General features: G+C 42.9%; 25 protein-coding genes and 1 pseudogene. 18 read left to right on the forward strand and 8 right to left on the reverse strand.

Features of this window, described 5'->3' with window-relative positions; all coding sequences use genetic code 11:
- Positions 1-49: 49 nt before the first annotated feature.
- Positions 50-1,450: a carboxy-terminal processing protease CtpA gene (gene ctpA, locus ACQXR1_RS07435; RefSeq protein WP_430771919.1), complete on the forward strand. Its 1,401-nt coding sequence runs from the start codon at positions 50-52 to the stop codon at positions 1,448-1,450.
- A 34-nt stretch (positions 1,451-1,484) separates the two neighbouring features.
- On the opposite strand, the gene ACQXR1_RS07440 is transcribed toward ctpA, so the two are convergent.
- Positions 1,485-2,975, reverse strand: a complete 1,491-nt coding sequence (locus ACQXR1_RS07440; RefSeq protein WP_430771920.1) for a sodium:solute symporter family protein — start codon at positions 2,973-2,975, stop codon at positions 1,485-1,487.
- Complete coding sequence (locus ACQXR1_RS07445; protein WP_014477095.1) at positions 2,975-3,175, reverse strand: DUF3311 domain-containing protein; 201 nt, start codon at positions 3,173-3,175, stop codon at positions 2,975-2,977. Before ACQXR1_RS07445 ends, ACQXR1_RS07440 begins: the two co-directional genes overlap by 1 nt.
- A gap of 183 nt (positions 3,176-3,358) precedes the next feature.
- On the opposite strand from ACQXR1_RS07445, the gene ACQXR1_RS07450 reads away from it, so the two are divergent.
- Both ACQXR1_RS07450 and ACQXR1_RS07455 read left to right on the forward strand, forming a co-directional pair.
- Positions 3,359-4,270, forward strand: a complete 912-nt coding sequence (locus tag ACQXR1_RS07450; RefSeq protein WP_430771921.1) for a ring-cleaving dioxygenase — start codon at positions 3,359-3,361, stop codon at positions 4,268-4,270.
- Between the two features lie 14 nt (positions 4,271-4,284).
- Positions 4,285-4,887: an alpha/beta hydrolase gene (locus ACQXR1_RS07455; RefSeq protein WP_103032217.1), complete on the forward strand. Its 603-nt coding sequence runs from the start codon at positions 4,285-4,287 to the stop codon at positions 4,885-4,887.
- A 43-nt stretch (positions 4,888-4,930) separates the two neighbouring features.
- Here ACQXR1_RS07455 and ACQXR1_RS07460 read toward each other — a convergent pair whose 3' ends face one another.
- Positions 4,931-5,539, reverse strand: coding sequence for a nitroreductase family protein (locus ACQXR1_RS07460; RefSeq protein WP_430771922.1), 609 nt, complete (start codon positions 5,537-5,539; stop codon positions 4,931-4,933).
- Between the two features lie 129 nt (positions 5,540-5,668).
- Here ACQXR1_RS07460 and yodB point away from each other — a divergent pair, with 129 nt between their 5' ends.
- Positions 5,669-6,007 (forward strand): transcriptional regulator YodB, encoded by a 339-nt coding sequence (gene yodB, locus ACQXR1_RS07465; protein WP_014664291.1) that lies wholly within the window; start codon positions 5,669-5,671, stop codon positions 6,005-6,007.
- Between the two features lie 370 nt (positions 6,008-6,377).
- On the opposite strand, the gene ACQXR1_RS07470 is transcribed toward yodB, so the two are convergent.
- Positions 6,378-6,767: a tautomerase family protein gene (locus ACQXR1_RS07470; RefSeq protein WP_014664290.1), complete on the reverse strand. Its 390-nt coding sequence runs from the start codon at positions 6,765-6,767 to the stop codon at positions 6,378-6,380.
- A 469-nt stretch (positions 6,768-7,236) separates the two neighbouring features.
- On the opposite strand from ACQXR1_RS07470, the pseudogene ACQXR1_RS07475 reads away from it, so the two are divergent.
- Both ACQXR1_RS07475 and ACQXR1_RS07480 read left to right on the forward strand, forming a co-directional pair.
- Positions 7,237-7,416: pseudogene (locus tag ACQXR1_RS07475) on the forward strand (gluconate permease); the annotation flags it as partial.
- An 86-nt stretch (positions 7,417-7,502) separates the two neighbouring features.
- Entirely contained in the window at positions 7,503-7,739 is a 237-nt protein-coding gene (locus tag ACQXR1_RS07480) for a hypothetical protein (RefSeq protein WP_069149732.1), read from the forward strand.
- A 31-nt stretch (positions 7,740-7,770) separates the two neighbouring features.
- On the opposite strand, the gene gerT is transcribed toward ACQXR1_RS07480, so the two are convergent.
- Positions 7,771-8,244: a spore germination protein GerT gene (gerT, locus tag ACQXR1_RS07485; protein ID WP_071577937.1), complete on the reverse strand. Its 474-nt coding sequence runs from the start codon at positions 8,242-8,244 to the stop codon at positions 7,771-7,773.
- Positions 8,245-8,342: 98 nt separating this feature from the next.
- On the opposite strand from gerT, the gene rarD reads away from it, so the two are divergent.
- From rarD to bshB2, 4 genes are all read left to right on the forward strand, one after another.
- A complete protein-coding gene (gene rarD, locus ACQXR1_RS07490) occupies positions 8,343-9,239 on the forward strand; it encodes an EamA family transporter RarD (RefSeq protein ID WP_040082880.1) in 897 nt (298 codons plus the stop codon).
- 75 nt (positions 9,240-9,314) lie between these two features.
- Entirely contained in the window at positions 9,315-9,593 is a 279-nt protein-coding gene (locus ACQXR1_RS07495; RefSeq protein WP_040082881.1) for a hypothetical protein, read from the forward strand.
- Positions 9,590-9,940 carry a YojF family protein gene (locus tag ACQXR1_RS07500; protein WP_003231213.1) on the forward strand — a complete coding sequence of 117 codons (351 nt, stop codon included), beginning with the start codon at positions 9,590-9,592 and terminating at the stop codon, positions 9,938-9,940. Before ACQXR1_RS07495 ends, ACQXR1_RS07500 begins: the two co-directional genes overlap by 4 nt.
- An 18-nt stretch (positions 9,941-9,958) precedes the next feature.
- Positions 9,959-10,624, forward strand: a complete 666-nt coding sequence (bshB2, locus tag ACQXR1_RS07505) for a bacillithiol biosynthesis deacetylase BshB2 (protein WP_040082883.1) — start codon at positions 9,959-9,961, stop codon at positions 10,622-10,624.
- A gap of 25 nt (positions 10,625-10,649) precedes the next feature.
- Here the strand turns inward: bshB2 and rsbRC are convergent, their stop codons facing one another.
- Together rsbRC and ACQXR1_RS07515 are read right to left on the reverse strand one after the other, a co-directional pair.
- The gene (gene rsbRC, locus ACQXR1_RS07510; protein ID WP_071581994.1) at positions 10,650-11,498 is read right to left on the reverse strand and encodes an RsbT co-antagonist RsbRC; all 849 of its coding nucleotides are present in this window, start codon (positions 11,496-11,498) and stop codon (positions 10,650-10,652) included.
- Between the two features lie 14 nt (positions 11,499-11,512).
- Positions 11,513-12,871: an MATE family efflux transporter gene (locus tag ACQXR1_RS07515; RefSeq protein WP_430771923.1), complete on the reverse strand. Its 1,359-nt coding sequence runs from the start codon at positions 12,869-12,871 to the stop codon at positions 11,513-11,515.
- 265 nt (positions 12,872-13,136) lie between these two features.
- Here ACQXR1_RS07515 and cdaS point away from each other — a divergent pair, with 265 nt between their 5' ends.
- The 8 genes from cdaS to odhB all read left to right on the forward strand — a co-directional run bounded on the left by cdaS (position 13,137) and on the right by odhB (position 24,752).
- Positions 13,137-13,760: a cyclic di-AMP synthase CdaS gene (gene cdaS / locus ACQXR1_RS07520; RefSeq protein WP_430771975.1), complete on the forward strand. Its 624-nt coding sequence runs from the start codon at positions 13,137-13,139 to the stop codon at positions 13,758-13,760.
- A gap of 235 nt (positions 13,761-13,995) precedes the next feature.
- The gene (locus ACQXR1_RS07525) at positions 13,996-15,213 is read left to right on the forward strand and encodes a macrolide family glycosyltransferase (RefSeq protein ID WP_430771924.1); all 1,218 of its coding nucleotides are present in this window, start codon (positions 13,996-13,998) and stop codon (positions 15,211-15,213) included.
- 379 nt (positions 15,214-15,592) lie between these two features.
- The gene (cwlS, locus tag ACQXR1_RS07530; protein WP_430771925.1) at positions 15,593-16,831 is read left to right on the forward strand and encodes a D-gamma-glutamyl-meso-diaminopimelic acid endopeptidase CwlS; all 1,239 of its coding nucleotides are present in this window, start codon (positions 15,593-15,595) and stop codon (positions 16,829-16,831) included.
- A gap of 93 nt (positions 16,832-16,924) precedes the next feature.
- The gene (locus ACQXR1_RS07535; protein WP_014664276.1) at positions 16,925-17,515 is read left to right on the forward strand and encodes a superoxide dismutase family protein; all 591 of its coding nucleotides are present in this window, start codon (positions 16,925-16,927) and stop codon (positions 17,513-17,515) included.
- Positions 17,516-17,578: 63 nt separating this feature from the next.
- Positions 17,579-18,493: an AAA family ATPase gene (locus ACQXR1_RS07540; protein WP_430771926.1), complete on the forward strand. Its 915-nt coding sequence runs from the start codon at positions 17,579-17,581 to the stop codon at positions 18,491-18,493.
- A 10-nt stretch (positions 18,494-18,503) separates the two neighbouring features.
- Positions 18,504-20,420 carry a nitric oxide reductase activation protein NorD gene (locus tag ACQXR1_RS07545; RefSeq protein ID WP_172640303.1) on the forward strand — a complete coding sequence of 639 codons (1,917 nt, stop codon included), beginning with the start codon at positions 18,504-18,506 and terminating at the stop codon, positions 20,418-20,420.
- A 228-nt stretch (positions 20,421-20,648) separates the two neighbouring features.
- Complete coding sequence (gene sucA, locus ACQXR1_RS07550) at positions 20,649-23,483, forward strand: 2-oxoglutarate dehydrogenase E1 component (protein WP_430771927.1); 2,835 nt, start codon at positions 20,649-20,651, stop codon at positions 23,481-23,483.
- Between the two features lie 15 nt (positions 23,484-23,498).
- Complete coding sequence (odhB, locus tag ACQXR1_RS07555; RefSeq protein WP_430771928.1) at positions 23,499-24,752, forward strand: 2-oxoglutarate dehydrogenase complex dihydrolipoyllysine-residue succinyltransferase; 1,254 nt, start codon at positions 23,499-23,501, stop codon at positions 24,750-24,752.
- A gap of 49 nt (positions 24,753-24,801) precedes the next feature.
- On the opposite strand, the gene ACQXR1_RS07560 is transcribed toward odhB, so the two are convergent.
- Positions 24,802-25,767, reverse strand: a complete 966-nt coding sequence (locus tag ACQXR1_RS07560) for a bile acid:sodium symporter family transporter (protein WP_306289717.1) — start codon at positions 25,765-25,767, stop codon at positions 24,802-24,804.
- Positions 25,768-25,844: the final 77 nt, after the last annotated feature.

Below are 25,844 nucleotides of genomic sequence, written 5' to 3' on the forward strand. Positions count from 1 at the left end.
TAAGAATTCGTCCATGATAATAATGTAAGAAGAAAAAGGTGGTGTTTAATTGAAACGGCAATTAAAACTGTTTTTTATTGTGCTGATCACTGCGGTTGTCGCTTCAGCGCTTACTTTATTTATTACGGGCAATTCCAGTATCCTGGGCCAAAAATCAGCAAGCACAGGAGACAGCAAGTTCGGCAAATTAAATAAAGCGTATGAGCAAATCAAGAGTGATTATTACCAAAAAACAGATGATGACCAATTAGTAGACGGAGCAATTAAAGGAATGATTCAATCTCTGGATGATCCGTATTCCACATATATGGATCAAGAGCAAGCGAAATCATTCGACGAAACGATTTCTGCATCTTTTGAAGGAATCGGTGCCCAAGTGGAGGAGAAAGACGGAGAAATCCTTATTGTATCACCAATTAAAGGTTCACCTGCTGAAAAAGCCGGTATTAAACCAAGGGACCAAATCCTAAAAGTGAATGGAAAAAGCGTTAAAGGCATGAATGTAAATGAGGCCGTTGCTTTAATCCGAGGCAAAAAGGGCACAAAGGTGAAGCTTGAGCTGAACAGAGCGGGAGTGGGTCATATCGATCTTTCCATTAAACGCGATACCATTCCTGTAGAGACTGTCTATTCAGAGATGAAAGACAACAACATCGGAGAAATTCAAATCACTTCTTTCTCTGAAACAACAGCTAAAGAGCTGACAGATGCGATTGACAGTTTAGAGAAAAAAGGCGCCAAAGGCTATATTTTAGACCTGAGAGGCAACCCGGGCGGCTTAATGGAACAAGCGATTACGATGAGCAACCTGTTCATTGATAAAGGGAAAAACATCATGCAGGTTGAATACAAAAACGGTTCAAAAGAAGTCATGAAGGCTGAAAAAGAACGTAAAGTGACCAAACCGACCGTCGTTTTGGTAAATGACGGTACAGCAAGCGCCGCCGAAATTATGTCCGCTGCCCTTCATGAATCGTCAAACATACCGTTAATCGGTGAAACGACATTCGGCAAAGGCACAGTGCAAACGGCAAAAGAATATGATGATGGCTCTACCGTCAAACTGACAGTCGCCAAATGGCTGACTGCTGACGGTGAATGGATTCACAAAAAAGGCATCAAACCTCAAGTGAAAGCAGAGCTGCCTGATTACGCGAAGCTGCCGTATTTGGACGCAGATAAAAAGTACAAATCAGGTGATTCAGGCACAAACGTTAAAGTGGCCCAGAAAATGCTCAAAGCACTTGGTTACAAGGTAAAGGTTACCGGTACGTATGACCAGGATTTTGTATCTGTCGTCAAACAGTTCCAGAAAAAAGAGAAACTGAAAGAAACAGGCGTATTGACTGGCGATACAACAACGAAATTAATGACAGAACTTCAAAAGAAGCTGTCAAATAATGATACGCAAATGGAAAAGGCAATTGAAACACTAAAAAAAGAAATGTAAAAAAAACCATACGCGGCAGCCGCGTATGGTTTTTTTATGCACCTTTTTGATTAGGGTTAGCGTCTTGTTTTTTGCCAAATAAACCTTCAATGACAGGATTGGATCCCGCTTTTTTAACGAACAGCGGATTCAGGACAACCACAGTGATCATGTTGGCGGCCAGTCCCCAGAATCCTTCATAAATGCCATGTGCGGACTGAGTGGTATATACAATAAACGTTACCGCAAGACCGGCTAATAATCCGATAACCGTCGCTTCTTTCGTTTGGTTTTTCCAGAACAGGCTGACAGCAATCGCAGGGAAGATTTGCACCATACCGGATACGCCTAATAGCTGAAGCGTCACTAAAGCAGTCGGAAACAGCATTCCAAACAGAAGCGCAAGGCCGATGACAACAAACACCATTGAGCGTGTGACAAGGGTCAGCTTGCTTTGAGACACAGTCGGATGAATCAAGTCGCGGTACAAGTTATTGGCGAATAAATTCGATGCGCCGATTGCCATGATGGAACAAGGGATCAATGAAGCAAGAGCGATAGTGGCATATGCGAAACCTTGTGCCACGCCGCCGTAAGATGTTTGAATCAAATGCAGCAGCGCCAGCCTTGGATTTGTATCTTCCGGCAGAACAAGAAAGGCGATAAAGCCAAGAAAAATGACCAAAATTAACACAATATTGTATAGCGGCAAAAACATGCTGTTTTTTCTTACTGCATCGGCGCTTTTCGCTGTAAAAACGCCTGTAGCGGCGTGTGCCCACATAAAAAGTGCCAAGGCGGAAACAATAGATGCTGTGATAAACCAAGGAATGCCTTTTGGCCCTTCTGCCGGTATCGTCAGCATTTGCGGCGCTTCCTTCACTAACGTGTCAATCATTGGCGTCCACCCGTTAAAATGAATGAGAGGGAGAGACACCACCATAAACAGCATAATGACCCATACTAAAATGTCTTTAATGATAGCTGTAAATGTAGGCCCTTTAATGCCGCTGAAGAATGTATAAAGAGCAACGAGAATAAATGAAATGATTACAACGAATTTCACATTAATATATCCGGTGCCGGCAACCTGAAGCGTGTCTTGAATGCCGCTCAGCTGAAGGCATATGTACGGAATAAGCATGAGTACCCCGACGATGGCAACAAGGCTTGCCAAAAGCTTACTGTTAAAACGTTCCCGAGCGTAATCCGCGAGTGTTGTTAATTTATGAATTTTCGCAACTTTCCAAAGTTTAGGCAGGAAGAAGTAGGCAATAAAGTAGGCCAACACAGAGTAGGGAATGGCGAAAAATGCAACACTTCCCCCTGTAAAAGCCGTACTTGTTAACCCCAAGAACGTATAGGCCGTATAGAGGTCAGCGCCTACTAAAAACCAGACGAGAAGACCGCCGAAGCGCCTGCCGCCGACAGACCATTCTTCCACAGAAGTGCGTGAGGATTTGTCTCTTCCGGCAAGAAATCCGATACAGACAACGGTTAAAACGATAATAGCTGTAATAAGAAGTGCAGTCAGATTCCCTTGCATTATTCAAGTCCTCCATCTTTTTTTTGCATCTGATAAATGCCAAACGAGCATAACGGCGTAATGATAATCCACAACAGCAGCCAAAAGTGGAAAAACGGCAGGCCGAACATAATTGGTTCTATTCGATTCACCAGCGGCAAAAGCGCGAGCTGAACGAATGGCAAAAGAATAAGAATAACAATAAGTGCTTTTTTAACCATTTACTTTCCTCCTGAAACATGATAATGCTCACTATAATAGCAGTTGTAAGATAAGATCACAAGATAATTATTAGAAAAAAATGATTTTTTCAATTATTAAATCAAAACACATGGTTTGCATCCTTTTTAATAAAGGTTTAAAATGATAAATATCTTGAAATCGAGATAAATAGGAGTGAGAAAATGAAAACAGAAGGATTGCACCATGTCACAGCATTTGCGAGAGATCCGCAGGAAAACTTGCGATTTTATACAGAAGTGCTTGGGTTCAGGCTTGTTAAAAAAACAGTAAACTTTGATGATCCCGGAACGTATCATTTTTACTTTGGGAATCAAAATGGAGATCCCGGCACAATAATGACCTTTTTCCCGTTCCAAGGAAGCGGACAGGGAACGGTCGGCAAAGGCCAAGCGGGCCGGGTGTACTTTTCAGTTCCTGCAGGCTCCCTGTCTTTTTGGAAGGAGCGTCTTGAGAAAAACGGGCTGAACCTAGAGGAAAAGACGTTATTCGGTGAAAAGAGCCTTATTTTTGATGATACAGAAGACCTTCCGCTGGCGATCATGGAGGATGCGAAAAGCAGCAAAAGCGAGTGGACGCCTGATGGGATCACAACAAATGAAGCAATTACGGGAATGAAAGGCGTGCTGCTGTATTCCTACGACCCGCAGGCAACCATACAATTGTTAACGGAAAGCTTTGGATATACCAAAGTGGCCGAAGAAGATCAGATTGTCAGGCTGACATCCTCAGCAGCTGTCGGCGGCGTCATTGACGTTCATTTACATCCTGAAAAAAGAGGGGTGGGAGGTTATGGGACGGTACACCATGTAGCGTTTCGGACAAAGAAAGAGGAACAGGCGAAATGGCTGCCGATTATTGCTGAACACCATCTGCCTGCGTCAGAAATCCTTGACAGGGAATACTTTACATCCGTTTATTTCAGAGAGAAAGGCGGTATCTTATTTGAAATCGCCACAGATGAACCGGGCTTTATGACAGATGAATCATTTGATAAGCTAGGGACTTCCTTAAAACTGCCTGATTGGCTGGAGAAACATAGACAACAAATTACAGACATTTTGCCTGAACTTTAAAGGGGGAATTTATGATGAAGCATATTTATGAAAAAGGGACATCTGAAAACGTACTTTTGCTGTTGCATGGCACGGGCGGAAATGAACACGACCTGCTTTCATTGGGGAGGTTTATAGACCCTCATGCCCATTTGCTCGGTGTCAGAGGATCGGTGCTTGAAAATGGAATGCCGCGATTTTTCAAACGTCTGAGTGAAGGGGTTTTTGATGAAAAGGATCTTGTGGTGCGGACAAGAGAATTGAAAGATTTTATCGACGAGGCTGCAGACACGCATCAATTTGATCGCAGCCGAGTGATTGCAGTCGGTTATTCAAACGGCGCAAATATTGCGGCAAGCCTGCTTTTTCATTATAAAGATGTGTTAAAAGGGGCTATTCTGCATCATCCAATGGTTCCGATTCGCGGTATCGAGCTGCCTGATATGGCCGGGCTTCCCGTTTTTATCGGTGCTGGGAAATATGACCCTCTCTGCACGAAGGAAGAATCAGAAGCGCTTTACCGCTATTTACGTGACAGCGGAGCATCAGCCTCCGTTTTCTGGCAGGACGGGGGCCATCAACTGACTCAGCATGAAGCTGAACAGGCCCGTGAATGGTACAAAGAAGCGATTGTATAAAAAAAACCTTAGTCCGTATGTCGGACTAAGGTTTTTCATATCCTTACAGCCAAGTTGACACTTTTGAAAGCGGCAGGCGGTTGCTTTGATGGGCAGGTTTTACTGCTTTGCCGATTGAAATAAGCATAACAGGAACATAGCGCTCACTGATATCAAACTGCTTTTGGAACTGCTCTTTGTTAAATCCGCCGATTGCGCAAGTATCATAACCTTTTGCTTTTGCGGCAATCATAAGCTGCATAGCAGCTAAAGAAGCATTTAAGAAAGCGGAATCACGTGCGAATTGCTCGCTTTGGTAGGCACCGTTGATTTGGCCGAGCAAAGTCTGTTTGATTTCATCTGTAATATAGCCTTGGCTTGCTAATTCAGCGTAAACTTCTTCACCGTTTTCATTTGCCTTTAAATCGCCTAAAATGGCAACAACTGCAGAAGACTCAACGATTTGTTTTTGATTATACGCTACAGGAAGAAGTGCCGCTTTTGATTTATCGCTGTGGAATACTGTAAAATGCCAATGCTGAAGGTTCCAAGCTGAAGGCGCTTTAGCGGCAAGATCCAATAGCTCAGTCAGCTCTTCCTCAGAGATCGGGGCATTTGTATCATATTCCTTTACAGATGCTCGTGCTTTTAAAACATCCAGAGTATTCGTCATAGTGTTTCCTCCTTCGGATAAACGTGGTATGATAATAGAAAAGTTAGAAGCTTACTAAATGTAACTTGAAAGATTATTGTAATGGATCATTGAATACATGTCAATCAATAGATGAAGGGATGAGGACTTGTGGGAAATACAATGTGCCCTAAAATGGAAACCGCTTTCTCATTGCTGGGAAAACGATGGAACGGTCTGATCATCCATGTGCTTATGGATGGGCCGAAACGGTTTAAAGAGATAACGGAAACAATACCGATGATCAGCCAAAAAATGTTGGCGGAGCGCCTGAAAGAGCTTGAACAAAACGAGATTGTCGAACGGCAGGTTCTCCCTGAAACGCCGGTCAAAGTCATCTATACTCTGACTGAAAAAGGAACAGCGCTTCAAGCTGTATTCCAAGAGATGCAGGCATGGGCAGATCAATTTTGCGAGCCTGGTGACACAGTGTGCGAAGAAGAGAAATAAGGAAATTAGCGTCTGGAAAAAGAGCTTTTATTTCAATGATGAGTCATGTAAGTGTCGGTTCACACCCGTTTACATGACTTTTTATATTTGTCATAATGGCATTTCGGGATTTGCAAACATGTCATGTAGAAGGGAGTATGCTTAAAATAAGAAATAACCCATAAGTTACAGCGTGCAGCCTGTTGTGTTTTACCCTGTTATGCAAATTACAATGCGGAATGTAACCGCCAGCAGTTTCCAATTGGCATAGAGACTGGATTTTAAAGAGATCCAGGCACCTCGTTTTGCAGGATGTTTTCATTCGCTGCTGTTATGAAAAAGAAGAGAGAGCCTCTTTTGAGCTCTCTCTTTTTTATGAAGAAGCGAAATCTTATAGTTTTCCATTCAAAAATTGAGCCTCACCGAGACCGAAACTCCAGTCTGCGTCACCATTCTCAGTAATAGATACCATGAGGTCTTCAGGGGAGATTCCGCATTTTTCTTCTAGCTTTTCAGCAAGCAGGGCATACAATTTTTCCTTTTGGCTCTTTGTTCTTGCTTTGCTTGTCATACTGATAATGACCAGATCCTTGCTTCTTTGCAATCCTAATCCTGTATCCTGGATCATAAGCTCGTTTGCAGGATGCTGGTGGACTATTTGGTAACGGTCTCTTTCGGGAACACCAAATGCTTCAACCATTGCTTGGTGAGCAGTATCTAATAACAATTGCAGCGATTTTTCGTCACGTCCTTCAATTATATCAAAGCGCAATAATGGCATGTGAACGCCTCCTCTTGTGAAGTTGTTATCCGTCTGTTTTCATATGGGTTCAGTTGCTTTCAGACAATGGATAGATGATTGTAGTCAACTTTTAAAAAACATAACATATAACCAATAGTTAATCAATATATAACTAATAAATCGTTGTGACAGACGATAGGTAATCGAAAAAACTCATAAAAAAATTGAAAGTTATTGATTAGGAGATGAGTATGAAAACATTAGTTAATCAAAATATAACAATCATATAACCAAGACGTTTTTTAGATATTAATGAAAACGATTTCTGTTTATCAAGGCATGAAAAGCGCTGAAACATCGCGAGATTCATATCAAACACTTTTGGAGGGTACCATGCCGATTATAATTGTAGCTGCCGGAGTGCTACCGGATTGCTATTACGGTGATTTGCAAATTCGGGAATAAAAGTATACAGACGGCGGTTGTGATTGCCTCTTTTATCATTGGCATTGCTTTAACCGGAGCGGGCAGTGTCATTGCGTGTCATGTAAATGATGCAGGATTTTGGATGGTAAAGGAATTTTTCGGTTTGAGCCTGAAAGAAACATTTCAAACCTGGACGCTGTTTACAACAGTTCTTTCCGTTACAGGGCTCGGCTGTGTGTTATTGGCAGGGCTTGTTGTGTAACAATCTATAGATTCAGTCTATAGCCCAATCGTTTTTCTTCTTTATTGAATACCTTACGTATAGGCAGACATAAAGGAGGAAAAATCTTGTACCCTCATCATTCGTATTATCGCGGGAATCTCGGTCCAGCCGGATACCCGGCGCGTAGTCCTTTTTTGTTTGGCGCTCCTTTAGTCGGCGGTTTATTAGGCGGTTTTCTTGGGAGTGCCCTGTTTAACTATTCTCGTCCCTATGCTTATCCGCCTGGCCCTTATGGATACGGAGGCGGACCGTACGGTTTTGGTGCCGGCGTGCCATATGGGGGATATCCCGGCTTCTATTAATAAAAACGGCCTGCATTTTGCAGGCCGTTTTTTATCGGATGATTTCTACCTCAGACATATTGTAGTCTTGCTGCTTCTGAAACATGACTTCCAGAAGGCCATCCTTATAGACGGCTTTTGTTCCTTTGCGTTTGACTAAACAAGGAAGGTTTACTTTTTTCGGATGATCTGACCTTGGGAAGTTTTCCAACCATAATTCGTGAGATGTGTGTTTAATTCTCACTTGTTCCAGCTGCTCTTCGCCGATTGGAACCTTTACAAACACATGGTCTGCTGTTTCGAATATATCAATATCAGGTTTGACATCAGGTTTTGCATCAGGTTTGGCGGGCTGTTCTTTTTGGGGGAGAGGATCGCGGAAAGGAAATTGAGCCGCATAATCACTGCCGAACACACTTTCCATCACACGATTGACATACGTTTCAACTTCTTTCGGATCAGCTTTTTTTAATGCTTCTTTAGAAAATTGATTGTGGAAAGGAAAGTACTTGTTCCACTCAAACATTGTCTTCACATCCTTTCTTCACGGACAAAATAGTATATGCCCGCCAGATCTTTCACGTGATATAATATAAGATGCTCTAAAGAAAGGCAGGGATATCAATGCAACATGCAGAAACAAAAAAAGGCGTTCTTTACACAGCCGTTTCCTTTATCATGTGGGGGCTGTTTCCGCTTTATTGGAAGCTTCTCGAACAGCTGCCGGCTCTTGATATTTTGGCTCATCGTATTATATGGTCTTTTGTTTTTATGTGTATCGTACTTTTTTTCTTGCGCCAATGGAAAATAGGATGGCAGGAGCTGCGCTCTTTGAAAAAGAACGGAGGAATTCTTTCTTTATTTCTCGCTTCTATCCTGATTTCGATTAACTGGTTTGTTTACATATGGGCTGTCAATCATGGCTTTTTGCTTGAGGCTAGTCTTGGTTATTACATTAATCCGCTTGTATCAGTACTCCTTGGGATTATATTTTTAAAGGAAAAACTGAATCGCCTGCAATTAGTGGCCGTTTCGATTGCGGCGGCCGGCGTCATTATCTCGGCGTTCCAATACGGCTCCATTCCTTATGTCGCGCTTCTGCTCGCATTCAGCTTTGGACTGTACGGGTTAAGTAAAAAAAGAACAAGCCTGCCAAGCGCCATCGGTTTAACGCTGGAAACATTCATGATTATGCCCATTGCATTGGGGTATTTGCTGTTCAGCGGACATGCTCAGCCAGCGGGTGCAGAAAGCGGAGGGACGTGGCTGCTTCTCTTTTTGGCCGGTGTGTTTACGGCATTGCCGCTTTTATTGTTTGCGGAAGGAGCGAAACGGCTGCCGCTGTACCAAGTCGGTATCTTACAATATATTGCGCCAACCATTACTCTGCTGATTGGGCTGTTTGTTTACCATGAGCCATTTTCAAGCTCGAAGGCTTTTACATTCAGCTGTATATGGGCTGCGCTGCTCTTGTTTACGTTTTCACAAGTGAAGTGGAAACGGGCGTCAAAAAGCCATTGAGGCCTTTGGCTTTTCAGCTGATGCATATATTATGTATAATCATTTCATGTATGTAAGACATAAAGGAGCAAGACGATGGACAATGATAAAGAGATAGTGAAAGCCTACGCTTCACTTTGGAATAACCGATCTCTCGCACATGATGACGCAGAAGCGGTAGCAGAGGCGATTGATCTTGAGCTTTTGGATAAACGAACACATCCAAGACTCCGAAAACCGATGCTGGAAAAATATTTTGCCGCGATTCAGCGCATCGTGAATTCACAGCTCGAACCGGCTGTGAAATATCAGCTGGTCAAATTACATACAAAACGTGCAGAGTATTTAAAAGAAGAAAGAGGGGAGCAATCATGAAAGCAATCATAAAAGAAGATGTGCAAGCATCTTTAGAACGATATGCGGACCGCCCTGTATATATCCATTTAGAAACCACCACAGGTTCTTATTCAGCGCATTTAAATGAAAAGAACATGACGGTTGTTGCATATATACGCAATGCAAAAGTCACTTATCATCAGGCAAAAATCAAAGGCAATGGACCTTACCGCGTTGGCTTGAAAACAGAAGAAGGCTGGATTTATGCTGAAGGCTTGACTGAATACACGGTAGATGAAGAAAACCGTTTATTAATGGCGGGACACCTGCCGGGCGGTAAACTGGCTATTTCTCTGCAAATCAGTGAAAAACCGTTCACAGTTTAAAGAAAAGGGTGAATAATAATGAAAGAACATGTACTAGTAATCCTGCCTCACCCTGATGATGAATCATATGGAGTGGCAGGCCTCATTGCCTTAAACAGAAAAAAAGACATTCCCGTTACGTATGCTTGTGCCACTTTAGGTGAAATGGGCAGAAATATGGGCGATCCATTTTTCGCGAATCGGGAAACGTTGCCGCTGCTAAGAAAACAAGAGCTCATCAACGCTTGCAAAGAAATGGATATCAATGACCTTCGTATGCTTGGACTCCGTGACAAAACGCTCGAATTTGAAGATGATGAGTATTTAGCTGATATTATGGAAGAGATCATAGATGATGTAAAACCAAGTTTAATTGTCACATTTTATCCCGGACACGGTGTGCACCCTGACCATGATGCATGCGGGGAAGCGGTTATCCGTGCATTGTACCGCAAAAAGAAAGAAGACCGTCCGCGTACAATCTGCATGGCTATTACCCGCAACAGAGAAGAGATTCTCGGCGAAGCTGATGTGGTACTTGATATCAAAGAAGTAGCTGATATTAAAATGAATGCGTTAAGAGCTCACCGCACACAAACAGAAGGTATGCTCAGAGAGCTTGAAGAGAAATTAAAAAATAATGAACCTGTTATGGCAACATGGTTTGAAGAAGAAATATATTGGACTTATCAATGGAATGATTAATCAAAAAGGTATAAGGCCTTAAGCCTTATACCTTTTTTAATTTTAAGTCCGATGCAATTGCTGAAGCGAGGGTGGATCTCAAGGAAATGTCATCGAAAGACAACCCTAGCTGAACCGCTGTTTGCGCGATTTCCGGACGGATTCCAGACAAAGTTGAAGAAACACCGATTAAACGCAGCGCCTCAATTAAACTGAACAGCTGGTGGGCAACCATTGTATCAATAATTGCTACCCCTGACAAATCAATATACAGCTGTGTCACCTTTTTCTTCGCACATTGATGCAGAGTATTTTCCATAATCAGTTTGGCGCGAACCGTATCAATATCTCCGATTAAAGGCAGCAGCCCGACGCTGTGAAACAGCACAATGACCGGCGCGCTCAATTCAGTAATCATATCTTTTTGGGCCTGCAGCTGAAGGCTTGTGTTTTTGTACATTTCTTCTATAAAAATATGGATCACAAGATCAAACGCTTTGATAAGGGAATGATACAGGTCTTCAGCTTCTTCGCCTTTCACAGCATCCTGATTGAGATGGACAAATTCTTTCACATAGGAAACATATAAATCTCTCACTCTGACAAATTCACGAATAATATAGTGGATAGGAGTCTTTAAATGCTCAGGATCCTGTGTCACTTCAAAGGCCCATTCTTTCAGGATAGGCAGGTATACTTCCTCATCATCTATGAAAATACGATTGATCTTATAATTGAAGGCGAGGTTCTGGCTTTTTAAATTGTGAATGACAGCAGGGTCTGTTGATGCATAAATGGAATTTGGATCAGTCTCCTCAATTGTTTCATACCATGTTGAACTGATGGTCTCCGCATGCTGAGAAAGATACTCGTATAATTTGTTGTTTTTTGCCATGATTGACACCTCTTTTACATGTATTGTTTTTGCGAATAACGTTTTTGCAGTTTTGCCAGCCTGAAAAACAGCCCAACTGCGCCGGCGGCGAGTCCTGCGATTAATCCAATCCAATAGCCGAATGCACCCAGGCTTGTAAACGTACCGACCATATAACCGACCGGAAGGCCAATGATCCAGTAAGAGACAAAAGCAGCCGCAAGCGTATAGTTCACGTCTTTGTACCCCCTGAGCGCTCCCTGGATAGGTGCGGCCACGGCATCGGAAAGCTGAAAAAACAGCGCATAAATTAAAAAGTGCTGTGTCAGCCTGAGCACATCGGGGTCAGAAGTGTACATGCCCGCAATTTGTTCTCTGAATAACAGGATACAGGCGGCTGTGAACAAAGAAAAGCCGATCGCCATCATGATGCCGATTAAGCTATATGAGCGTGCATCTCTAAAACGGGCTGCACCCGCTTCAAAACCGACTACAATTGTTAAAGCCATGGACACGCTGAGCGGCAGCATATATAGAAGAGACGCAAAATTCATGGCTGCCTGGTGGGACGCGATGGTCACTGTATGAAAATGGCTCATCAGAAGCGTAACAGCTGCGAAAATGCTCGTTTCAAAAAATACAGCGAACCCAATAGGCAGCCCTATTTTGAGTAGATTTTTGCATGCTTCCCAAGAGAACTTATACATCGTAAGGAAAATCCCGTATTCAGAAAACGGTGCGTTTTTATGGATAATGAAAAAACTGAAAACGCAGATACACCAATAAGTAAGCGCTGATGCCAGCCCTGCGCCGACGCCGCCAAGTGCCGGCATGCCGAATTTCCCGAAGATAAATACATAATTCAATACAAAGTTGATTGGAAGAGAACTGAGTGTAATCATCATTGTGACTCTCGTTTTTCCTAATGAGTCGATGAATGATCTCAACACGGTGTAAACAAATAAAGGGAAAATTCCCAGTGATAAAAAGCCTAAAAAGTGTTTAGCAATCTGATGCACGTGAATATCAAGGTTCAATCGGCCAAGAATAAGGTCAACTGCAACATATCCAATCACTAAAACGGCGATGCTAAGAAGCGCGGCCACGTATACAGCTTGTAAAACAGTAAAGGGAATCTTCTGTTTTTTCTCGGCGCCTAATAACTGAGCGACAATCGGGGTGACCGCCATTAATATACCTGCCAGTCCTGTGTAAACAGGGGTCCAAAGGCTTGAGCCAATCGCGACACCCGCTAAATCAGCGGGGCTGACTTTCCCTGACATCACCGTATCTAAAAAAGTCATTAGAGAAAGCCCCGCCTGGGTAATGAATATCGGGATTAAAATGTGCAAGAGCTGTTTGATTTTTTCCCGGGCGTTTTGAGTTTCTTTCATACATTGATCTCCGTTTCTTTTTCATAACGAGAGAAATTATAACATTTTATGTATAAAAAGCAATGAACGCCTGGCCTATTCTTTTTTTGTCGGTTTCGTTTTTCTAAACATTTGGGCATAAATAAAAGAAAGTGAAATCACGCCTAAAAAGGTGCAAATATACTGAATGATTCTTTCGATTTCCATTCTTTACATCCCTCCTTTCCCTATAGAATGTGCATCAATAAGATAAGCATTCGTGAAAAGTTGGAAATTTGAACAGGAGATGAAGGCTATGCGTTATGAACAGATATCAGAAAATGCATTCAAAGGGAAAATACAGGTGTACTTAGAGCAAATATTAGGGGATGCATCGTTAATTTTGAAAACGCTTCATGAAAAAGACCAGTGCCTTCTTTGTGAATTAGATGAGTTAGGGCACATTTTTCAGGATATGCAGGGGGTTGCATCATCTTTTTATTTGCAATCATACATTGAGGAGTTTACGCCGGCATTCATTGAGCTGGCCAAGGCGATTAAAGCCTTATCGGAGCATAAGCACGGCGCCTTAATTGTGATTGAAAGAGCGGATCCAGTTGAACATTATATTCAAAAAGGCACCGCTCTTCATGCCGAGATCAGCTCATCATTAATTGAAAGCATCTTTTTCCCTGGAAACCCTCTTCATGACGGTGCTTTATTGGTGAGAGAAAACAAGCTTGTGTCTGCAGCCAATGTGCTCCCGCTGACGGCGAAGGAAGTGGATATCCATTTGGGAACACGGCACCGGGCGGCTCTCGGTATGTCGGGCTATACGGATGCGCTTGTGCTTGTGGTTTCAGAGGAGACAGGGAAGATGTCGTTTGCCAAAGACGGTGTATTATATCCGTTAATTTCACCAAGAACGTAAAAATAATGAAAAGGGCCTGATTTAGAATCCTGCCATGAGACAAAATGACTGAATTCGCATCTTTATTAAAGCATTCGCTTCAAGCTGAATGCTTTTTGTCTTGAAGACAGAAAATATAAAGTGGTAGAAAAGTTACATGTGGTTAATATTAATTAAGTGAAATACTTTACCTGTTTATGTATTTATAGTACCGTATGAAATATTACATAAATTTTCAAAGGAAGGGTGCTGCCGCATGGCTAATGTATTAATGATCGGTTTTCCCGGTGAAGGGCATATTAATCCCTCTATCGGTGTGATGAAGGAGCTGAAATCCCGGGGGGAAAACATTACGTACTACGCAGTGAAGGAATATAAAGATAAAATCACAGCACTTGATATTGAGTTTCGTGAGTATCATGATTTTAGGGGGGATTACTTCGGCAAAAATGCAACCGGTGATGAAGAAAGAGACTTTACTGAAATGATCTGCGCTTTTTTGAAAAGCTGTAAAGATATTGCGACTCATATTTATGAGGAAGTCAAACATGAATCGTATGATTATGTCATCTATGATCACCATCTTCTTGCGGGTAAAGTCATTGCCAACTTGCTGAAGCTGCCGAGATTTTCATTGTGTACAACCTTTGCGATGAATGAGGAATTTGCTAAAGAAATGATGGGAGCGTACATGAAAGGGTCACTTGAAGATTCGCCTCATTATGAATCATATCAGCAGCTTGTAGAAGCTTTAAATGCTGATTTTCAAGCAGAGATCAAAAAGCCATTTGATGTTTTTTTAGCTGATGGTGACTTGACGATTGTCTTTACATCAAGGGGATTTCAGCCAATGGCTGAGCAGTTCGGTGAGCGGTATGTTTTTGTCGGCCCTTCTATTACTGAAAGAGCCGGAAACAATGATTTCCCATTTGATCAAATTGACAATGAAAACGTGCTGTTTATTTCGATGGGAACCATTTTTAACAATCAAAAGCAGTTTTTTAATCAATGCCTTGAAGTGTGTAAAGACTTTGATGGTAAAGTTGTGCTTTCCATCGGCAAACATATTAAAGCAAATGAGTTAAACGAAATTCCTGAAAATTTCATTGTACGCCCGTATGTTCCTCAGCTTGAGATCCTGAAAAGAGCCAGCTTATTTGTGACCCACGGCGGGATGAACAGCACAAGTGAAGGTTTGTATTTTGAAACACCACTTGTTGTCATACCGATGGGAGGTGACCAATTCGTGGTCGCAGATCAGGTGGAAAAAGTCGGCGCAGGAAAAGTAATTAAAAAGGAAGAATTATCTGAAAGTCTGCTGGAAGAGACGATTCAAGAAGTGATGAACAATCGCACGTATGCTGAAAAAGCAAAAGAAATTGGACAATCACTGAAAGCGGCAGGCAGCTCTAAAAAAGCGGCCGACAGCATTCTTGAAGCTGTAAAACAAAAATCTCAATCAGCAAATGCATAGTGTAAAAGCCTGTTCTTATCGAAAGAACAGGCTTTTTGCCTTTTCATAAGAATGCAGAGGGAGGGATTTGGCAGATCGATAGAGAATGATAAGAAAAACAGACAAGAAAGGAGGAAAATCTGCTTCATTCATCAATAGAAAACCATCATTTTTACCCTCACTTAAATAGTTCGTTAGACTTTCGAAAAACATATCGTGTTTATGTAAAATGTTAGATGTTTATTTGAAGGTTTAAAGGTCGAATGATGCTGAAAATGCTGCCAAATGTTTGAAAAAGGGTTTAACTTGCTGAAAAATTGACGATAAAACAGTTGTATGCCATTTTTGGAAACAAAATACTAGCTGTTTTTGCCAAAAAACAGTTTAGGAGGTTGAATGAATGAAAAAGAAAATTGTAGCCGGCTTGGCTGTTTCTGCAGTTGTTGGGTCGTCGATGGCCGCAGCACCCGCGGAAGCAAAAACGATAAAAGTAAAAAGCGGTGACTCTCTTTGGAAACTTTCCCGCCAGTATGATACGACAATATCAGCTCTCAAATCCGAAAACAAATTGAAATCAACGGTGCTTTACGTCGGACAAAGCCTTAAAGTTCCTGAAAGCGGCAGCAAAAAAAGCACGACATCCTCGTCTAACTCAAGCAAAACGTCAACATACACAGTTGCCTATGGTGATTCCCTATGGATGATTGCTAAAAATCATAAAATGAGTGTATCTGAGCTTAAAAGCTTAAACGGCCTGAGCAGTGACCTGATTCGTCCGGGGCAAAAGCTTAAGATCAAAGGGACAAGCAGTTCAAGCGGATCAAATGGATCAAAGAAAAACAGCGGTTCCAATTCTTCAGGTTCTTCAAAAAGTACATATACGGTTAAGCTCGGTGACTCACTGTGGAAAATCGCAAACAGCTTAAATATGACTGTAGCTGAATTGAAAACATTAAATGGCTTAACATCAGATACGCTTTATCCTAAACAGGTGCTCAAAATAAAAGGAAGCAGCGCACCTAAGAGCGGAAACAGCGGTTCCAAGAAGCCGCCAAACGCCAATTCCCCAAAAACAACGACGTACAAGGTAAAAGCAGGCGATTCACTGTGGAAGATTGCAAATCAGCTTGGAGTCACTGTCCAAAGCATCCGTGATAAAAACAATTTATCATCGGATGTGCTGCAAATCGGGCAGGTTCTGACTATTTCGGGAACATCAAAATCTAATCCGACAAAGCCAACAAAGCCAAAAGATAACTCAGGGTCAAACATTCAAATAGGCTCGAAGATTGACAGAATGATAACGGAAGCGAAAAAATATGTCGGAGTGCCGTACCGATGGGGCGGAAACACGCCTGCCGGTTTTGATTGCAGCGGCTTCATTTATTACCTCATTAATAATGTATCATCTATATCAAGATTGAGTACGGCAGGATATTGGAATGTCATGCAGAAAGTAAGCCAGCCGTCAGTAGGAGACTTTGTCTTCTTTACCACATATAAATCCGGCCCGTCTCACATGGGGATTTATCTAGGCGGCGGTGATTTTATTCATGCAAGCTCATCGGGCGTCGACATTTCCAATCTCAGCAATTCGTATTGGAAACAACGATACTTGGGCGCACGAAGTTATTTTTAAAAATGAGCATGGCAAAAAGCCTTTTATAGGCTTTTTTGTTTATATCAGACAATGATTGACCACACTGTTAGAAAAAAACAAGGGGGAGACAGTATGTACCGTCTCTTGCTGTTGATAATGCTGACGGCACTGGGAGTTGCGGGATGCGGACAAAAAAAACCTCCAGACCCGCCTAATCGGGTGCCGGAAAAAAAGGTAGTTGAAACGTCAGCGTTTGGTCACCACGTCCAGCTGGTCAATCGTGATGGGAAAGCAGTCGGTTTCATAGAGATCAAAGAATCAGATGATGAAGGCCTCGATATTCACATTTCTGCAAACAGCCTGCGTCCAGGGGCTTCCCTCGGTTTTCATATTTATGAGAAAGGTTCTTGTGTCAGGCCGGATTTTGAATCAGCGGGCGGTCCCTTTAATCCGCTGAACAAAGAACATGGCTTCAACAATCCGATGGGGCATCATGCCGGAGATCTGCCGAACCTTGAAGTCGGTGCTGATGGAAAGGTAGATGTCATTATGAATGCGCCTGACACCTCATTGAAAAAAGGAAGTAAACTAAATATTCTCGACGGAGACGGGAGTGCGTTTATTATTCATGAGCAAGCCGACGACTATTTGACAAACCCAAGCGGCAATTCTGGTGCGCGTATTGTCTGCGGAGCCCTTTTGGGAAATAACGAGAAGCAGTAATATCATCCAAGCCCTTTTGTATTGAGCATACAGGGGCTTTTTTAGTATACTCGTTAATGGAATATGAATAGGAAAGGGAATCAGTCTATGACAACTCAACTACAGCACTTAACATTGCCGGAAGATATACAACAAAAGCTATTATCATATAAAGATCAGCCAATTTCCCCAGAGTTTCAATCGCTCATCGGAACATCAGGCTATGAGGCGGAGGATGAAGCCATTTTATTCGATGCCATTATTGCATTAGCCATGGGAAAAAATGTCCTGCTGAAAGGGCCTACAGGCTCAGGGAAAACAAAGCTGGCTGAAACATTGTCCAGCTATTTTCATAAACCGATGCACAGCGTCAACTGTTCAGTCGACTTGGACGCTGAGGCATTGGTCGGCTATAAAACGATTGAAAATCAATCTGGCCAGGCGACAATCGAGTTTGTTTCAGGGCCTGTTACAAAGGCAATGAAGGAAGGACATTTTCTTTATATAGATGAAATCAATATGGCGAAGCCGGAAACACTGCCTATTTTAAACGGTGTTTTAGATTACAGAAAAATGATGACAAATCCGTTTACAGGCGAGGTCATACGGGCTAAAGGCGGTTTCGGAGTCATTGCAGCCATCAATGAAGGCTATGTCGGAACTGTTCCTCTAAATGAAGCATTAAAAAACCGTTTTGTCATCATTGATGTGCCTTATATTAAAGGCGAGCTGCTGAAACAAGTGCTTATGTCTCAGTCAGCCTTGAAAGACGAGAAATTAATTGACAGATTTATTACGCTTTCCTCTGATTTGATTGTTCAGGCCAATAACGGACAGGTGTCTGAAGAAGCGGCATCCATCAGAGCTTTAATCGATACATGTGATTTAGCCGCTTATATTCCGCCGCGTCGTGCCATTGAGCGGGGAATTGTAGAAAAGCTTGATGATGACCGGGAAAAAGCCGCCGTCCGAAATATTGCAGAAACTCTGTTTGAATGAGGGGGCTGCGATGAAATTTATCAAATTTAACGACAGCACGATTGATTCGTTTTTATTTATGATGCTGGCTGATTTGGCCAAAACACTCACCAAGAGTGAAGCGGTAGAAGTAGAGTATGGCGTTCAGTCCTATTACAATCCATTCGAAAAGAAAATCTATATGAGCCACTTTTGGAAAGACAGGGCAGCTGAGGACATGGAAGCGGGGCTGAAAAGCGACGTCTACCTGCGTTCAGTCGGAACAAGATATAGCTCGCTGCATGAGTTCGCGAACTTTTTGAATGATATCCATCGCCGCCTTACATTCAAAAGTTTTGCCAAGCAGCTGTTTATGCTGCTTGAAGACATCAGGATCGAAGAATGCATCAAACGTGAGCGCCCGGGTACGAAACATGTATTTGCAAAACGAAAAGACATGTACAGAAAACATTTCTCAACCCAGCTCACCTTAAATTTGGAACGAAGCATTTTTACGGATGCGCTCTTTTGCGCGATCTATGTCAAGCTCACTGCGGAATCACCGCTTGAGACCCTTCCGTCCATGCGTGAAGATATCGATCTGATGCGCCCATTTATTGAGCAGCAGCTCTTGCTTGTGTATGAAGCAGATTCGACACGGCAGGTTCTGAAAATTGTGGAGGACCTCATGGACGGGCTTGAAGAGGTGCTCGATAAAGATATGCTCAACACTTACTTTTTTTTGCCGGAGCTGGATTATGCAAAAGCTGCTGATCAGCCGTTATTCGAAGAAGAGAAAAAAGCGCCGAAGCTGAGTGATGACATTACGCTTCCAAAACAATCTGACGGTGATGAGGATATTCATGAAGAAGAAATGCCGACATGGCACAGGGAAACAGAAGCACCGTCTAAAAGTTTTCTTCAATTTGATATTGAGCACGGCGCAAAATCGGATTTAGGAAAAGATGCAGCAAGGGAAGGCGACGATGGAGATCAGGCCCTTGGCTCTGTTCAAGGATCAGCCAGACAAACGAAACGGAAAGACTATTCCAAGCTGGAAGCGCTGGAATCCCAAAAAGACCAGCCGAATGGAGCGGGTATGGCTGACGGCAAAGAAAATAAATACGCATTCCCAATTTATAAAGAACCGCAGCCGGCAACAAATGAAGAAGAGCTTTCTTATAAACAGCAGGCAAAAACGATTGAATCGTATCAAAAGCGTTTGAAACAAATGATTCAAAAAACGCTGGAGCATAAAAAAACATTGCCGAGAACAGACCTTCATGCCGGGAGACTGAACAATAAGCTTCTCAGGTATTTCACTGAGCGAAATCCGCGCCTGTTCTATAAAAAGCAAGAACCATCTTCGGAAATCGACGCTGTTTTTACATTACTGGTGGACTGTTCAGCCAGCATGTTCGACAAAATGGACGAAACAAAACGAGGAATCGTGCTGTTTCACGAAGCGTTGAAATCGGTAGCGGTTCCGCATCAGATTGTCGGCTTCTGGGAAGACACAAATGATGCGACCGAAACAAGCCAGCCAAACTATTTCAATACGGTTATTCCCTTCCAATCATCATTAAGGCAAGAATCTGGGCCGGCAATTATGCAGCTTGAGCCAGAGGAAGATAACCGTGACGGGTACGCGATCCGCCAGATGACAAAAAAAATGCTGCAGCGCAGCGAGGCGCAAAAGTTTTTAATTGTTTTCTCAGATGGAGAGCCGGCTGCATTTGGCTACGAACAAAACGGAATCGTCGATACAAGTGAGGCGGTTATCGAAGCTCGAAAAAGAGGAATAGAAGTGATAAATGTTTTTCTCTCCAACTCAGAAATAGAAGAATCGCAAATGAAGACAATTCAGGATATGTACGGAAAATTCAGTATATTTGTCCCGGATGTTGATCAGTTACCGGATGTTCTGTATCCGCTGCTGAAAAAACTGCTTCATAAAAGCATAGGATAGCCCTTAATCCTATGCTTTTTGGCGTTTCTTTTTTCGAATGATTAAATTTTTTGTTTTTTATAAAGGTTTTTTACTATTTTGTGAACAATCAAGGTAGAATCAAATTGCAAACAGTGGTAAAATATCGTTGGAAGCGTTTTTATTACATAATTTTGGACACAGCGTTCGAAAGTTATTTCAAGATAGTGAATCAATCACTTGATTATCTAAGTTGGGGGTAATATTCAAATGTTTCAAAATAGTATGAAACAACGAATGAATTGGGAAGATTTTTACGGTCCGAACCTCGGCTATGCGCTGGAGCTTTACGATCAATATACCCAGGATCCGGACAGCATTGACCCGGATTTGAAGGAAATGTTCGACGAGCTCGGTGCTCCGCCAAGCGAGTTAAAAGAGGCCTCGGGAACAAAAGAAAAGGGACGTGTTACAGCCGATCTGATTCAAAAGATCGCATCCGCAGTCAGACTTGCAGAAGATATCCGAACCTATGGCCATTTAAACGCTTCCGTCAATCCGCTCAGAAAGGATGGGAAAAAGAGTGAACTTTTTCCATTATCCGATTACGGGCTAACAGAAGAGGAAATAAAAGCAATACCTGCGTCAGTCATCTGTAAAGACGCTCCTAAAAACATTACGAACGGTTTAGAAGCCATTCAGTATTTACGAAATACGTATAAAAGAACCATCTCATTTGAATTTGACCATGTGCATGACTTCAAAGAGCGCGAATGGCTGACAAAGATGATTGAATCTGGCGAGCTGTTCCAGAAGAACTCAGATGAAAAGCTGTCAGCTGTGTTGGAAAGACTGACAGAAGTAGAGGGCTTTGAGCAGTTTTTGCACCGCACATTCGTCGGACAGAAGCGCTTTTCCATTGAGGGTCTGGACGCTCTTGTTCCAGTGCTTGATGACATTATTGCACAATCTGTCAAATCAGGAACGACAAGCGTCAATATCGGGATGGCGCATAGGGGACGCCTGAATGTCTTGGCACATGTGCTTGGCAAGCCGTATGAAATCATCTTCTCCGAATTCCAGCATGCGCCGAACAAAGATCTTGTTCCGTCTGAGGGATCAATTGGAATCAGCTACGGCTGGACAGGGGATGTCAAATACCATTTGGGGGCGAATCGGGAGCTTCAAGACGCTGAAACAAAATCAGCGCGAATTACGTTAGCAAACAACCCGAGCCACTTGGAATTTATCAATCCGATTGTTGAAGGCAGCACAAGAGCGGCACAGGAAACGCGAACACAAAGCGGATATCCAGTGCAAGACGAAACAAAATCGCTTGCCATTTTAATTCATGGAGACGCTGCATTCCCTGGGGAAGGAATCGTCGCTGAAACATTGAATTTAAGCTCTTTAAAAGGGTATCAAGTAGGCGGTGCGATTCATATTATCGCCAATAATATGATCGGATTCACAACAGAAAGCGCTGAATCCAGATCGACAAAATATGCCAGCGACTTGGCAAAGGGCTATGAAATTCCGATTGTTCACGTGAATGCGGATGACCCAGAAGCTTGTCTTTCTGCTGTGAAGTTTGCAGTCGAATACCGAAAAACATTCAACAAGGATTTCCTGATTGACTTGATCGGGTACAGACGCTATGGACACAACGAAATGGATGAGCCGTCAACCACTCAGCCAATGCTGTATGATGCTGTCAGAAAGCATCCGACCGTCAAACAAATTTTCGCTGAAAAACTCGTAAAAGAAGGTGTGCTTACCGAGGAAGTCGTTCAAAATATCGAAAAATCGGTAACGAAGCGCATTGAGGACGCTTATCAGAAAGTACCGTCTAAAAAGGAACATATCGCCTGTGAAATTGAACTTCCAGAGCCTGTATCAAACGGTTTCCCTGATGTGGACACATCGATTGATTTTGATGTGCTTCGCAAGCTGAATGACGAATTGATCAACTGGCCGGAGTCATTTAATGTTTTCGGCAAGCTAAAGCGCATTTTAGAAAGACGCGCCAAGGCGTTTGATGATGACAGAAAAGTGGAATGGTCTTTGGCAGAATCACTTGCGTTTGCTTCGATTTTGAAAGACGGAACACCGATTCGTTTAACAGGACAGGATTCCGAGCGCGGAACGTTTGCCCAAAGAAACCTTGTGCTTCATGACAGTGAGACGGGCGAAGAATTTGTGCCGCTTCATCACTTATCTGACTGCAGCACATCATTTGCCGTTCATAACAGCCCGCTGTCGGAAGGATCAGTTCTCGGGTTTGAATACGGCTATAACGTTCATTCACCAGAAACGCTTGTGTTATGGGAAGCGCAGTACGGAGATTTTGCCAACGCTGCTCAAGTGTATTTTGACCAATTTATTTCTGCCGGACGCGCAAAATGGGGCCAAAAATCCGGATTAGTCATGCTGCTTCCGCACGGTTACGAGGGACAGGGGCCTGAGCATTCAAGCGGAAGAATCGAGCGGTTCCTGCAGCTTGCCGCGGAGAACAACTGGACGGTTGCCAACCTGACAAGCGCGGCACAGTATTTCCATATTTTAAGAAGACAGGCTAAAATGCTGCTTCGTGAAGAAATCAGACCGCTCGTCATTATGACGCCGAAAAGCCTTCTTCGCAACCCAAATACAGTGTCGGAAGTGCAGGAGCTAAGCGAAAGCCGCTTCCAGCCTGTTTATGAACAGTCGGGACTTTCTCATGACTATGAAAAAGTAACCAGACTTGTGTTATCCAGCGGTAAAGTGTCAATAGACATCAGTGATCATTTTAATAAGCTAGAAGACGGTAAAGAGTGGCTTCACATTGCGAGAATTGAACAGCTGTATCCATTCCCGGCAAAAGGAGTCAAAGAATTATTTGCAAAACTTCCGAACCTGAAAGAAATCGTTTGGGTGCAGGAAGAGCCGCAGAACATGGGAGCTTGGAGTTATATCAGCCCGTATTTGACAGAGATTGCACCAGAGGGAGTAAGCGTTCAATATATTGGACGAAGAAGACGATCCAGCCCTGCAGAGGGAGATCCGACAGTTCATAAAAAAGAACAGGAACGTATTGTATCTGATAGCTTGACTCGCAAAAACTAAGGGGGAAATGAAAAAATGGCGGAAATTAAGGTACCTGAATTAGCAGAATCAATCTCAGAAGGAACAATAGCCCAATGGTTAAAGCAGCCTGGTGACTATGTAGAACAGGGTGAATATCTGCTTGAACTAGAAACGGATAAAGTGAATGTTGAATTGACAGCAGAAGAATCGGGTGTACTTCAAGAGGTATTGAAAGATTCGGGTGATACCGTCCAGGTCGGAGAAATTATCGGTACGATTTCAGAAGGCGCGGGTGAAAGTTCTGCCCCTGCTCCTACAGAGAAAGCAGAAAGCAAGGAAAGCGTGAAAGAAGAGAAACAGGCTGAACCAGCTGCACAAGAGGTGAGTGAGGAAGCGCAATCTGAAGCAAAATCAAGAATGGTCGCTTCTCCGTCAGCCCGAAAGCTGGCGAGAGAAAAAGGAATTGACCTGTCTCAAGTTCCAACTGGAGATCCGTTTGGAAGAGTGCGCAAGCAGGATGTCGAAGCGTATGAAAAACCAGCATCAAAACCTGCTCCTCAGCAAAAACAGCAGCCTCAGGCTCAAAAAGCACAGCAAAGCTTTGACAAACCTGTCGAAGTGCAAAAAATGTCACGCCGCAGACAAACGATTGCAAAACGCCTTGTAGAGGTGCAGCAAACATCGGCGATGCTGACTACATTTAATGAAGTGGACATGACGGCTGTCATGAATCTCAGAAAACGCCGCAAAGATCAATTCTTTGAGCAAAACGAAGTAAAGCTCGGCTTTATGTCTTTCTTCACGAAAGCGGTCGTCGCTGCATTGAAAAAATATCCGCTGTTGAATGCGGAAATTCAGGGCGATGAGTTGATCGTTAAGAAATTCTATGATATCGGTATCGCTGTTGCGGCTGATGAAGGCCTTGTTGTTCCGGTAGTACGTGATGCGGACCGCCTGACATTTGCAGGAATCGAAAAAGAGATCGGCGAGCTGGCGAAGAAAGCAAGAAACAATAAATTAACCCTTAGCGAGCTTCAGGGAGGTTCCTTTACGATTACAAACGGAGGTACTTTCGGTTCACTGATGTCAACTCCGATCTTAAACAGCCCTCAAGTCGGTATACTGGGCATGCATAAGATTCAGCTGCGCCCAGTAGCAATTGATGAAGAACGTTTCGAAAACCGTCCGATGATGTATCTCGCTTTATCTTATGATCACCGGATTGTAGACGGTAAAGAAGCGGTTGGTTTCCTCGTGACAATCAAAAATTTACTGGAAGATCCTGAACAGCTTTTATTAGAGGGATAATAAAAAAAAGGTACATCACTTTATCGTGATGTACCTTTTTTGATGATATTTAAAGTGATAGATTGCTGCTTTTGGATCCTGCTTGTTTCTTTTTCACTTTTTTAGACCAAAATGTTGCAAGCATAGAACCTGAAAGGTTATGCCACACACTGAATATTGCGCTTGGTACGGCAGATAGCGGTGAGAAATGGGCCGTGGCAAGTGCAGCCCCAAGTCCAGAGTTTTGCATGCCGACTTCGATTGCAATCGCTTTTTGAGAAGGGTAATCCATTTTTAAAAGCTTTGCGCCCATAAATCCAAGCAAATAACCGATACCGTTATGCAGGATAACAACTGAAAAAATCAGCAACCCTGATTGAAGCAGATTTTCCCGGTTGCCGCTGACGACAGCTGAGACAATCGCCACGATGCCAATGACAGAAACAAGCGGAAGGGCATGTACGGCTTTCGCCACTTGTTTTCTGAAAAACATTTTGACGATCACACCTGCAATGATTGGAAATAAAACCGCTTGTAAGATTGAAAGAAATAAAGATCCTGGCGAGACAGGAAGCCATTCCTTGGCAAACAGCATAATCAAAACCGGAGTTAAAACGGGTGCCAACAAGGTAGATATTGTTGTAACAGCAACAGAAAGGGCCGTATTTCCTTTTGCTAAAAATGTCATGACATTAGATGCAGTTCCCCCTGGACAGCAGCCGACAAGAATAACACCTACTGCGATTTCAGCCGGAAGATGCAGTCCAATTGAAAGGCCGAAAGCAACGAGCGGCATGATGGTATACTGAGCAATCACCCCAATAATGACATGCCAAGGTTTTCTGAGCAGCTCTTTGAAATCATCGGCTTGCAGTGTAAGTCCCATCCCAAACATGATAATACCAAGAAAAATCGTAATATAAGAACTGATCCACGTAAAAAAAGACGGGAAGGAAAATCCCAGCACGGCAAACACAATGACCCATATGCCAAAGGTTTGTCCCGCAAAATGGCTTATTTTTCTAATGATGTCCATAAAAACACTCCTAACACATTCATCAAGAACTTCAGCAGAAATTCTCACAGATTTTTAAACATTCTCTTATTATAATT

Source organism: Bacillus sp. ATD, from assembly GCF_050585765.1.
Taxonomy (GTDB): domain Bacteria; phylum Bacillota; class Bacilli; order Bacillales; family Bacillaceae; genus Bacillus; species Bacillus stercoris.